The sequence below is a fragment of the Halobacteriovorax sp. ZH5_bin.2 genome, from assembly GCF_043196375.1.
GTDB lineage: Bacteria > Bdellovibrionota > Bacteriovoracia > Bacteriovoracales > Bacteriovoracaceae > Halobacteriovorax_A.
On the sequence record NZ_JBEBMJ010000001.1, the window covers coordinates 394,798 to 406,464 of the forward strand.

The window sequence follows — 11,667 nt, forward strand, 5'->3', positions numbered from 1 at the left end:
ATCTCTTATATTACATCTTTAAATCTTGCGTCATCTGCACTAATTGAATCTGCATCAACTAATTCTAAATTTTTCTTCTTTTTAGCAAATGGCATCTTGATCACTGGCTTCACCGGACTTGCCGCTACCGGCTGCGCATCTGAAACATTTTGACCAAATACAATCATTTGAATATCTTCGACAATTCTTGAAAGGTCATTTGATTGCTCTTTAAGTTCTGCCGCCTTTGATGAAGAAGTATGCGCAACGGATGTATTTTGTTGCGTTACTGCGTCAAGCTGTTGAACTGCTGTTGTGATTTCGTTTACACCTGCTGATTGCTCAGTTGATGAAGCAGCAATTTGTCTAACGGAGCTATTAACTTCGTTAAAGCTTTCTAGAATTTCACTTAAGACAGAGTCACATGTTTTAATCTCAACTAAACTTTCGTCAACAGACTTTTTACCATGCTCGATAATTCCAGACATTTTAGATTTAGAGTTCTCAACAGTACGGTGTACTTGTCCTATACTTCGTTCTAGTAGTTCTGTAATTTCTTGGGCCGCTGTACCACTCATCGCTGCGAGGGCACCAACTTCTTCTGCTACGACAGCAAATCCTTTTCCATGCTCTCCAGCTCTTGCAGCCTCAACAGAAGCATTGAAAGAGAGTAGCTTAGTTTGGAAAACAATATCATTGATAACTTTTGTTTTTTCTGAGATTTCATCAATTACTTTTGTAATATTTTGAATCTCAACATTGTTTTCTTCTACACTTTGAATTAGAACTTCATTATTTTTGTGAATATCTTCAATCTTATGCTTTACACTGCTAACATACTCTTTACCTTGTTGTGCTTTAGCTTGACTCTTCTCAGAAAGCTCAGAAGTTGTACTAGCATTTTCTGAGTTTCTATCGACCATCGCTGAAATTTCAGTAATTGAAGCAGAGGTCTCTTGTAGGCTGGCCGCTTGTTGTTCTGTTGCAGAAGAGAGATCAGATGAACTCTGTGCAAGAGCGTTTGCCGAGTTTAGAACATTATGTGCTCCAAGCTTAAGTCCTTCTGCAAGTTTCACAAGACTATTAGAGATCGCTTTTGAAAATGTTAGGGCAAGAAACAAAATTGCAATTCCAGAAATTGTAATTAAAGTCATGATTACTTTTCTTACTGTATAAAGTGATGCCAGTGCTTCATCTTCATCCATTTCACTTAGGATATACCAATCAAGTCCTGCAATATTTAGTGGCTTAAATGCACTAATAACATTTACATCACGATAATCTTCAAAAATTTCAGCTCCAGTTTTTCCGCCTACAACATGATCTGCTCCAAGAGTCTCAATCTTAGCAGCAAGGGCAGATGTTTTCTTCGACTTCATATAATTGATAGCACTTTCGCTTAGTCCTACTTTATGCATCGTCTTAAAGAAGTTAGATTCGTCTTCAACAAGAGCTCTCGAGACACTTCTCATCACTTTATCTTTACCGATAATATAAGTTTCTCCTGAGTCCCCTTGACCTTGTTCTTTCCACTTTTCACCACTTGTTAATATCTGATTGATCTTAGCAACAGGAACTTGGAAAACTAGCACTGCACTTATTTGATCATCCTCATAGATTGGTGCTGAGATAAACTGAGCAGGTGCTTCATAACTTGGGTAGTATTTTTGAATATCAGTGAAGAAGATTGCATCTTTAGATTTAGCATTAAGTGCTAAGTTGTATGCTTGAGCTAGGCCCGAGTTTGCATAGGGACCGGTTTTAAGGTTTGTCGCAAAGTCAGCTTCTTTGTAGACAGAGTAAATAACTTCGGCTTTTTGCGCATCAATTAGAAAAATATCGTAATAACCAAACTTATTTAAATATGTACGAAATGCATCATGATATCTTTCATGTGTCTTAGAGTAATTTGATCCATCTTTAAGTGAAACTAGCGCATCTTTTGAACCAAGAGGATTGTTATTAGAGCTAATAAAGGCGTTCTGAAGAAGTAATTCATTCTTGCTTAACTCACTAATAATCTCACTTGTCCTATCAAATTCTTTCCCAATATTTGTTTTATTATATTGGCTGCCAAAGTCATTGGCATAGAAAGATGTGAGTGCTGATTTTGCAGCATTAAAATCTGTTCTCGTTTCTATTTCATAAGTCTGGAAAGATTTTTTGAACTTTCTTGCAGCAGCAATAGTTGAAATATTCTGGGCCAGCGCCGAGACTTGGCCGCCCATTGTCTTATATAATTCTTCGAGTTGAAAGCTTCGCCCTTCACGTATCGAAATAAGCATATTTTCAGCATTCTTATTTAGTGTCTTGTCGACATTGTTAAGAACGACGAATGTTATTGTTAATGAAGGTAGTAGGCCCGCCAATAAGAACCCGAGAACCAATTTTTTGTTTAGGGAAAATTTACTAATACTCATTAACTATCCTTTTTTATTAGCATAAAATAATATTGTTAACTGAGTTATCGAGTATTTTCTAAATAACTTTATAGAATATATTGGCATTTTCTTTATAGATAGTTTTTGTTGAAGCTGTTTAACCCCTTTAATAACTGTTAGTTAGAAGATTTTTGGTAAAAATTCCTGATTTATATTATAAAAAAACTCTAAGCAAAAATTATTAAGCTCTAGCAAGACTATTGTCTGAGCTTAGTTTCATCATTAAAATCTTTGCTATGGAAGCCATAAGTTTTTTAAATGAAGTCATGAATTCATACCACGAACTATCAAGTGATTGTTGGGATGAACTACAAGAAGCCTTTAGTGTGAAGTCGTTTAAAAAAGGGACTGTTTTAGTCGACTTTGGCGATATTCCTTCTAAGTTCTACTTTGTTTATAAAGGTCTTGTTAGGGCCTACTCGATGGGCCAGGATGAAGCCGCCAAGGAAGTTAATAAGAATTTCTTTGATGAAGGAAGGTTTCCAGCTGCAGTAGTGGCCTCACTTGATAAGAGCTCTTCAGAGATCTGTATCGAAACACTAGAGGATTCAATTCTAGTAGAAATTGATCATGCCAAATATCGCCAGCTACTAGATAAATATGAAGACTTAAAGTGGTACCATATCAAGTATCTTGAAAGGCATTGGGTAAAAGAGAAAGAGCCTGTTGAAATCTCTCTTCTGGATGGGGAAGCTAAAGAGCGCTACCTCTCGTTTATTGAAGAAAACCCTGGCCTAGCAAAACGAGTTCCTCTTTATCACTTAGCATCGAAGCTTGGAATTACGCCAACTCAATTGAGCCGAATAAGAAAGTCTATTAATTGACTCTTTTCAACATATGTAAAGGAAGTCGCTCCGATATTTCTATATAGTAAGGACATGACAAACTTTGCTTTAGTTCTACTATCTATTTTATCTGGGGGCCTTATACTTTTACAAAGTAGTCTAAATGGCCAACTTTCTAAGTATACACAGAATCCTTTCTTTTCCTCTTTTGTGCTTTATTTCTTTAGTGCCGTCTTCATGATCGTGATATTCTTAAGCACACGACTTAAGGCTCCAAGCATACAGGTTTTAAAAGGGATTCCTTTGCACCTTTGGATTACTGGAAGTATCTTAAGTATTATCGGTCTAACTTTAGTTTATTGGCTTATGCCAATATTAGGGGTCTCAAAAGTACTAAGTGGTATAATCACGGGACAAATTATTACGGGAATGATTGTCTCTCATTTCGGTTTTTTTGAGCTACCTGTGATTGAAATAAATCGCTATAAAGTTCTTGGCGTGGCCTTCTTATTTACTGGAGTCTATTTAATCAATTGGAGTGCAATTAATGAAACAGTTAAATAATGAAATCAAAAAATTCTTAGTTGAAAATACTTTCAATAATATTGATATATTAATTAGTAATAGGGCCATTTTAAAACTCGATACTGAAAGTCTTCACGATAAGTTAATTGTAAGAAAACGTGGAGGCTATTGCTTTGAAAATAATCAATACTTCTATACACAATTAAAAGAAGGTGGAAACAAGGTTAGGAGAGTTCTCGGTCGAGTAGTCTATGGAGATACATCAGATGATAAGCCTAGATCTCATCAGGCTACAGTCATTACGATTGATAATAAGCAATATCTAGTCGATGTTGGCTTTGGCCCTTATACTCCTGGAGCAGCTATACCTTTGAGTGGAGAAGAGGTTGAGAGCTTTAATAATCGAGTGTATCGAGTTACAAAAATAAATGAGATTGATTATCAATTAGAGGTTGAAAAGAAAGATGGTTTCTTTTCTCTCTATCAATTCAACCTTGCTAATTATAATGATGCTGACTTTAAAGTGGCAAATTACTATACCAATACACATGATGATTCAAAATTTACGACATCTCTTGTTCTCTCTCAACAAACTGAAAGTGGAACAAGATTTATTAGCAATTTGTTATATTCTGAAATTAGTGAAAATGATCGTAAAAATATTGAAATTAACTCAGCAGATGGGCTCTATGAGACTATAGTCGATGCATTCAGTGTTAACTTTACAAAAGAAGAGTGTCATTATCTTTTCGATATTGTTAGTAAGTTTTCTTAAGGTGCTTTGCTTAAATTCTTTTGGTTGACGGGAAGCGCATAAAAAGAGACTAATGAGTTAATAAAACGTAAAAAAAGAGATAATAAGCATATGAGCAATAGCTTCACTAATTTAAAAATAGATAAGAGATTAAAAAGTAACCTTAATGATTTGAAATTTGAGACGATGACACCTATTCAGGAAAAGTCTTTACCCATTATTCTCGAGGGGAAAGATATTATCGCTCAGGCCAAAACTGGAAGTGGCAAAACTGTGGCCTTTGGACTAGGCGTACTAAATTCTATTGATATTAAACAAACGAGACCTCAGTGTCTGATCTTATGCCCAACTCGTGAGCTTGCAGAGCAGGTGGCGATGGAGTTGAGAAAACTTGCTCGCTCAATTGCTAATATGAAAGTATTAACCATCACTGGTGGAAGATCTGAGTACCACCAAGAAAAGTCCCTCTCTCATGGGGCCCATATTATTGTTGGAACTCCTGGAAGGATACTGAAGCTTTTAAAAAGAAAAGTTCTTATTCTTGATTTTGTTAAAAACTATGTTCTTGATGAAGCAGACCGAATGCTTGATATGGGATTTTATGAAGATATTTCTCGTATTTCAGCATTTGTGCCAAAACAAAGACAGACCCTGCTTTTTTCCGCTACATTTCCTGATGATATTGAAGAGCTTAGTAAAAGACTTCAAAACGATGCCGTTAGGCTAAGCGTTGATGTCGCTCACGAAGAAACAAATATAAAAGAAGAATTCATTAAGCTAGATTCTCATAAAGATAAGATGACGATGCTTCTTAAAGTCTTAGGTAAGTACCAGGCCAAGCGTTTCATTATCTTTTGTAAAACAAAGAAAATTACAGACGTCGTTGCTGATGAACTTCATAAATCTGGTGTAGCCGTGGAATCTATTCATGGTGATCTTGATCAAAATGAAAGGACTGCTGTTCTTACAATGTTCTCAAATAAGAGTCTTTCTGGTGTCGTGGCAACAGATGTTGCGGCCAGAGGAATTGATATTAAAGATCTAGATCTCGTTATTAACTTTGACTTATCAAATGATCCTGAAGTCTATGTTCACCGTATTGGTCGTACAGGACGAGCTGGTAATGAAGGAAGGGCCGTAAGCTTCTTTGTCGAACAAGAAGCAGACAGCTTAGAAAGTATAAAAGAGTATCAGGCACGAAACTATGAAGTTATTAAACCTGATGCCTTTGATGATGCTGGTGAATATAATATTAGGCCAGAGATGGCGACTATCTATATTCATGCAGGAAAAAGAGATAAATTAAGGCCAGGCGATTTTGTGGGAGCAATTGTTGGTGAGTCTGGTATTGATTCTCAAGATATTGGTGATATATCAGTAACAAAGAATATGAGCTATGTTGCTGTAAAAGCTGATCTAATTAAGCATGTTGTTCACAGTCTTCGAAAAGGAAAAATTAAGAAGAGAAGATTTAAGTTGGGATTTCTTTAATGAGTAAAGAAATGAAGATTTGGGTCGATGCTGATGCCTGTCCAAAGGCCGTAAAAGAAGTTCTTTTCAAGACAGCAATTCGTCTGCAAATTCCACTAGTTTTAGTGGCCAACTCTTATATGAATATTCCTCTTCACGAATTAATTTCCTTTGTTAAAGTTGAAAGTGGTGCCGATGTCGCTGACATGTACATTGCTGAAAACGCCAAAGATGAGGATCTCGTTATTACTGCTGATATTCCTCTGGCAGCAGAAGTCGTTAAGAATGGAGTACTTGCTATTAATCCTAGAGGTGAGCTATATGACGAAGAAAATATAGGTGAGCGTTTGTCTATGCGTGACTTTATGAAAGAGCTTAGAGATGGTGGTGTTATCACTGGCGGCCCTGACTCGTTTGGAGTCAAGGATAAAGCAAATTTCGCAAACTCATTAAATAAAATTCTCTCTAAGAAAGGATATAAGTAAATATCCTTGATTCTCTAGAATCTCGTAAGGAACTCAAAGTAAGTTGCACCATCTAACATGAAAGTCGTGTAAACTTCTGTGTTTTCTCCAATCTTTCCGCCAATTGGAGCAGTGTTAATATCTGAGAAATCATAATTCTTATCACCAAATTCTTTGATTACAAAAACTAGAAGCCCTGCACCTTGCGAAAGAAATTCTCCTAGGCCATTTTCTTTGGCCACAGCATAGGCAACCTTAGAGAAGCCGGCATGGCACCATTTATTTGAAATATCACCTTGATTGTGAAGCGCACTACAAGGGTCATCGTTTTCGATGAAATAGTCTGATCTAGAGTTAGATAAGAAAAGGGCCGACTTGCGACTTAATCCTAAGACTTTAAAGTCCTGTGGTCTTTCTTCGCTATTCTTAATATATTTTTCAAAGAAGATCGAGGCAGCTTGAGCCGACTCCTCACTATCTCCAATTACGATATCTTTGTACTTTTCAGAAAGTGCAACATACTCTTTGGCCATTCTTGAATAAGAATCTTCTTGTGCCAGCATCATATTTGGTTTGATGTTAAATCGCATATCCCTGAGGGCCTGCGAGTCGGCTTGCGAATTAGCAAGAGCTGAGAAAGAAAGTAGGATTGTTAGTGGTATTATCAATTTCTTCATATATCGTCCTCTTAAATTATTTTGAATATCTTAACTAATTACCTAAGTCAGGAGTAAAAAAGTGAAAAAAAGAGGGCCTGTTCTAATATTGGACAGAAGTGATATTAGGTATTTATGCTATAATATGGAGAGTGGAGGTAGTTGAAATGAAAGAGATTTCCGAACAATATATGCGTGATCTACTAGAGTCGATTCCTGTCGTCTCAGAAATGAACCTTGAGATTAAGACTGTAGAAGATCAGAAAATCGTACTAAAAGCTCCTTTAAATAAGAATATAAACTATGAAGGAACAGCATTTGGTGGAAGTATCAACACTCTTGCAATCCTTTCTTGCTACCTCCTAACTCATCATACGATGAAAATTCACGATATTGATTTTAAATCCCTTGTTATTCAAAATAGTGAAATCGATTATCTTATGCCAGTTGATTCAGACTTTGAAGCTGTGGCAGAAATTGATGAAGCTTCAGTTGCTAGCTTCATTCGATCACTTAAGCGCCGAAAGATTGGCCGCTTAAATGTTCACTCGAAAATCATGGTAGGAGACAGCATAAGAGCAAGTTTTAAGGGCCGCTTTGTCGCTACTTTATAATTCGTATTCTTCTTTTGTTAGAAATAAGTGACCACGCCCACTGCATAAAGACCATGACCTTATTTCTAAAGTTGATTAAGAAGAATATATGAACAAGACTCCAAGCAAGCCAAGCAATTGGTCCCGTTAATTTTATTCCTTTCCACTCTAGCACCGCCTTATATTTGCCCACAGTTGCCATCGAGCCTTTGTCTAGGTATTTGAAGACAAAGCGCCTATCCTTTAATAATTGCTGGGCCAGATGCTTTCCTTGTTGAGCAGCGACTGGGGCAAGAGAGGGAAGTGGGCTACCATCTTGAGACTTAAAACTTGCAGCATCTCCTAAAATAAAAATATTAGGATAATCTTTTAAGCTTAGATCTTTTTCAACGACGGCCCGTCCCATTCGATCTTGTTTGACACCAAGCTTAGAGATTAATTTTGTTGCACGATTACCTGCTGCCCATATGATATTTTTCGATTCAATTCTTTGATTCTTAGTTTGCACATAGTCGTCACCAATATCCTCTACAACCTCATCTGTTAAAACCTTTACTCCAAGATCTTCTAGGTACTTTCTTGCCTTTTCGGAAATCGGGTGAGTATAGCTAGAAAGAATCTGCTGCCCCCCTTCAATGAGATAGATCTTAGTTAGCTTGGGATCGAAGTCATGGTATTCGTTTACAAGTGTTTTATATGCGACCTCAGCAAAAGCACCAGCTAATTCTACTCCAGTAGGGCCACCACCGATGATAACAATATTTAGTTTCTTTTCTTTTTCATTAAGCTTTATCTCTTCTTTTTCAAATGAATCAAGGACACGGTCTCGAATATTGAGAGCATCAGTTAGTGTCTTTAATCCTGGTGCATTCTTCTTCCAATTATCATTACCAAAGTAGAAAGGTCTTGATCCTGTTGCTACAGCAAGGTAGTCATATTGATACTTATCACCACTTTTACATTTTACAACGTTAATATCTTTATCGATGGAAACAACTTCTTGCATATGCACTTTGATATTTTTTGCATGTGATAAAATTTCACGTATTGGCATTGAGATATCACCTGGCGAGAGAGAAGCCGAGGCAACTTGATAGAGGAGAGGGTGAAATAGATGGTGATTCTTCTTGTCTAGGATAACAACTTCAAATGAATCTTTATTGGCAAGTCCTTTGGCCAAAGCAATTCCAGCAAAGCCTGCTCCTATGATTACTACTTTTATTTTTTTCATTATGGACCCCCTTGAACTGCTACATGCCAAATTTAAATCAACTTTGTAGTTGAAACAATATAGCTAATTTGAAATAATTTATTTCCAATATGGAAATAATTGAAAAAACAACATTTGACCGTTTATATGCGCTACAAGTTGCAATTGTTGTTGCGCGAGAGGGGACATTTGCAAAAGCTTCGAAGATTTTAGGAACATCTGCTTCAAATATAACTAAAGAGATTCAGAAGTTAGAGAATTATCTTGGAGTTGTACTTTTTAAAAGAACGACTCGATCTTTTGTTCTTACTGAAGAGGGGCTAATAACACTAGAGAAGTCCAAAAATCTGCTAGAGGAATTAAATCACTTAGAAGAACAGCTCCATGGAGTTGTTGATTCGGTAAAGGGAGTAATCCGTATTACTGCTCCGACAACAATTGGTCAGAGCTTCTTGGCCCCAATATTTGCTGAGTTTCAACTACATTACCCTTATGTTGAGATTGATCTCATCTTAACGGATCGTGTACTTGATCCAGTAGAGCATAATATCGACTTAAGTATTAGAACCGCCTTTCAATTAAAGGACTCCTCTTTATATATGAAAAGAGTCACTCAGATTGACCGTGTTATCTGTGCTTCTCCTAATTATATTGATCATTTTAAAAGGCCAACGAGTCTTGAATCTCTTAGTAAGCATAATTGTTTGTTATACTTAAGAGGTGATAGTCCCTTTATCTGGAGCTTTAAGAAAGGACAGAAAATCAGTCATATTCAAGTACAAGGCTCATATAAATCGAATAATTTGATGTCACTCATAAAGGCCTGTGAGCTAGGTGTTGGAATTTTAAATGTTCCTCGCTATTTAGTTGATGAACAAATTCAAAGTGGTGAATTGATTGAGCTATTTAAGAGTTGGGAGCTTCCATCACACAGCTTATTCTTTCTAACTTCAAGAAAACCTTCTAGTTCAAAGAAGTTAGAAGTATTGGAAGAATTTTTATCGGAGAGACTGACATAAAAAAGGTAAGTGAAAAACTCGATTCATGTATTATTCATGAAGAAGCGCAGGAATATAATGGTTGTTCATATACATATGAAGGCAAGCACTATATTCAACGTTGTTCTAAAGTCACCCCTAAGAAAGTTGGACAATTTGTTACTTTGTGGAAAAGAGACTCTGGTGGAAAGACCATTCCTTATCACTCGAAGGACTCCCTCGATTATGTCGTCATTATTTGTGATACGGAAAGTGAACAGGGTTACTTCTTATTTCCAAAAGATGCCCTAGTTAAAAAAGGGATACTTTCTAGTGCAGGTAAAGAAGGAAAGCGTGGCTTTCGCCTTTACCCAAAATGGGATCAACCTACTAGTAAACAGGCAATCAGTTCACAAAAATGGCAACTCGATTATTTCTTCACTGGAACTTTTCAAGCGATTAGTTAGAAGCTAGTATTACTGAATGAAGAGGTTAATACTTGTCACCGTCTTGTGGGCGTTCTCATTTAGTTTAATAGGTCAGTATATCGCAGGTAAGATGGACACTTATCTTGCCATCTTTCTTAGACTCTTATTTGCATTCATAGTCTTTGTTCCATTTTTTAATTTTAAAAATTTCTTCAAAGTGGAATCTCTCAAAAAGATGCTTATCGGAACACTCCAGATTGGTGTGATGTACTTATTTTATTATAACTCGTTTAAGTTCTTAACTGTCTCTGAAGTGGCCCTCTTTACAGTGACGACACCACTAATTATTTCAATCATCGGAAATATCATTGAAAGACGATTTGTCTTAAGACAACTCATTAGTGTTCTCTTAGTTGTCATTGGTGCTGCCATTATGAAATGGAGTCATATTTCTAATGACTATATAATTGGCTTCTTGCTGGTTCAGGGAGCAAATATTTCTTTTGGAGTTGGGCAGGTACTTTATCGAAAGATAGCTTCAGATCAAAATCAAATGCAGAATTTTGCACTGTTCTTCTTAGGTGCTCTAATTCCAATTTCTTTCGTTTTAATCTCAAGGCCAACTGTTGATCTTTCTCAAATTTCAACTTTGCAATGGGGAGTTTTACTGTGGCTTGGTTTTGTCGCCTCTGGTGTGTGCTACTACCTTTGGAACACCGGAGCTAAATTAGTTTCTTATGGGGAGCTTGCTGTTATGAATAATGCAGTTATACCTGCAGCTATTCTTGTTAACGTCATCTTCTGGGGAGCAAGGATTCAATGGATATCATTCTTGTTCGGGGCCTTCATTATTGTTTGTGGTATTTTAATCGAAAATAGGAAGGCCCATGAGTATTAGTATCAGAAAATATAGAGAAGATGATAGTCTCGAATTACTTAAGCTATTTAACAAGACTATCCATACTGTTAATATAAATGACTATAATTCGACTCAAGTAAATGCTTGGGCCCCCAACGATCGTGATCTCAATGAGTGGCGCGACTCTTTCTCTAGCCGAGAAGTCTTTATTATCGAAGTCGATCAAGTGATTGCAGGCTTTAGTGATATTGAATTAAATGGTCATATCGACCGCTTCTACATCTCTTCAGATCATATAGGACAAGGAGTAGGTGAGAAGCTTTATCTTGAAATTGAAAAATGTGCTAAATCTTATGCTATTCAAAAGCTCTTTCTTGAAGCCAGTATCACTGCAAAACCTTTCTTTTTGAAAATGGGTTTTGAGATCATGAATAAGCAAGTAGTGACTCTACGTGGTGTAGATTTTATTAATTATCGTATGTGTAAATATATTTAAGTTTTTTTGTCCTAAACTTAAATGATAGAA

General features: G+C 36.4%; 13 protein-coding genes. 10 read left to right on the top strand and 3 right to left on the bottom strand.

The annotated features are described in order from the left end of the window. Positions 1 to 5 precede the first annotated feature (5 nt). On the bottom strand, positions 6 to 2,399 hold the full coding sequence (locus tag ABMA76_RS01940; protein WP_392912454.1) for a methyl-accepting chemotaxis protein: 2,394 nt from the start codon (positions 2,397 to 2,399) through the stop codon (positions 6 to 8). A 257-nt stretch (positions 2,400 to 2,656) separates the two neighbouring features. Here ABMA76_RS01940 and ABMA76_RS01945 point away from each other — a divergent pair, with 257 nt between their 5' ends. The 5 genes from ABMA76_RS01945 (at position 2,657) to ABMA76_RS01965 (ending at position 6,439) form a co-directional block, all read left to right on the top strand. After that, entirely contained in the window at positions 2,657 to 3,244 is a 588-nt protein-coding gene (locus tag ABMA76_RS01945; RefSeq protein WP_392912456.1) for a Crp/Fnr family transcriptional regulator, read from the top strand. Between the two features lie 54 nt (positions 3,245 to 3,298). Continuing rightward, complete coding sequence (locus ABMA76_RS01950; RefSeq protein ID WP_392912458.1) at positions 3,299 to 3,769, top strand: DMT family transporter; 471 nt, start codon at positions 3,299 to 3,301, stop codon at positions 3,767 to 3,769. Continuing rightward, positions 3,753 to 4,505, top strand: coding sequence for an arylamine N-acetyltransferase (locus ABMA76_RS01955; RefSeq protein ID WP_392912459.1), 753 nt, complete (start codon positions 3,753 to 3,755; stop codon positions 4,503 to 4,505). The genes ABMA76_RS01950 and ABMA76_RS01955 overlap by 17 nt, the downstream gene beginning before the upstream one ends. 90 nt (positions 4,506 to 4,595) lie before the next feature. Further along, positions 4,596 to 5,975 (top strand): ATP-dependent RNA helicase DbpA, encoded by a 1,380-nt coding sequence (gene dbpA, locus ABMA76_RS01960; protein ID WP_392912460.1) that lies wholly within the window; start codon positions 4,596 to 4,598, stop codon positions 5,973 to 5,975. Positions 5,976 to 5,986: 11 nt separating this feature from the next. Further along, entirely contained in the window at positions 5,987 to 6,439 is a 453-nt protein-coding gene (locus tag ABMA76_RS01965; protein ID WP_392912485.1) for a YaiI/YqxD family protein, read from the top strand. A gap of 14 nt (positions 6,440 to 6,453) precedes the next feature. On the opposite strand, the gene ABMA76_RS01970 is transcribed toward ABMA76_RS01965, so the two are convergent. Further along, entirely contained in the window at positions 6,454 to 7,095 is a 642-nt protein-coding gene (locus ABMA76_RS01970) for a hypothetical protein (protein ID WP_392912462.1), read from the bottom strand. 146 nt (positions 7,096 to 7,241) lie between these two features. On the opposite strand from ABMA76_RS01970, the gene ABMA76_RS01975 reads away from it, so the two are divergent. Next, the gene (locus ABMA76_RS01975; protein WP_392912463.1) at positions 7,242 to 7,688 is read left to right on the top strand and encodes a YiiD C-terminal domain-containing protein; all 447 of its coding nucleotides are present in this window, start codon (positions 7,242 to 7,244) and stop codon (positions 7,686 to 7,688) included. Here the strand turns inward: ABMA76_RS01975 and ABMA76_RS01980 are convergent. Continuing rightward, positions 7,678 to 8,898 carry an NAD(P)/FAD-dependent oxidoreductase gene (locus ABMA76_RS01980; RefSeq protein ID WP_393060754.1) on the bottom strand — a complete coding sequence of 407 codons (1,221 nt, stop codon included), beginning with the start codon at positions 8,896 to 8,898 and terminating at the stop codon, positions 7,678 to 7,680. The genes ABMA76_RS01975 and ABMA76_RS01980 overlap by 11 nt on opposite strands. Before the next feature lie 89 nt (positions 8,899 to 8,987). Between ABMA76_RS01980 and ABMA76_RS01985 the strand changes: the two genes are divergently transcribed. The 4 genes from ABMA76_RS01985 to ABMA76_RS02000 are packed head-to-tail and all read left to right on the top strand — an operon-like array spanning position 8,988 to position 11,637. After that, positions 8,988 to 9,896 carry a LysR family transcriptional regulator gene (locus ABMA76_RS01985; RefSeq protein WP_392912467.1) on the top strand — a complete coding sequence of 303 codons (909 nt, stop codon included), beginning with the start codon at positions 8,988 to 8,990 and terminating at the stop codon, positions 9,894 to 9,896. Positions 9,897 to 9,928: 32 nt separating this feature from the next. Further along, positions 9,929 to 10,321 carry a MepB family protein gene (locus ABMA76_RS01990; RefSeq protein WP_392912487.1) on the top strand — a complete coding sequence of 131 codons (393 nt, stop codon included), beginning with the start codon at positions 9,929 to 9,931 and terminating at the stop codon, positions 10,319 to 10,321. A gap of 16 nt (positions 10,322 to 10,337) precedes the next feature. Further along, positions 10,338 to 11,180, top strand: a complete 843-nt coding sequence (locus ABMA76_RS01995; RefSeq protein ID WP_392912469.1) for an EamA family transporter — start codon at positions 10,338 to 10,340, stop codon at positions 11,178 to 11,180. Further along, positions 11,170 to 11,637 carry a GNAT family N-acetyltransferase gene (locus ABMA76_RS02000; RefSeq protein WP_392912471.1) on the top strand — a complete coding sequence of 156 codons (468 nt, stop codon included), beginning with the start codon at positions 11,170 to 11,172 and terminating at the stop codon, positions 11,635 to 11,637. Before ABMA76_RS01995 ends, ABMA76_RS02000 begins: the two co-directional genes overlap by 11 nt. The last annotated feature ends 30 nt before the right edge of the window (positions 11,638 to 11,667 follow it).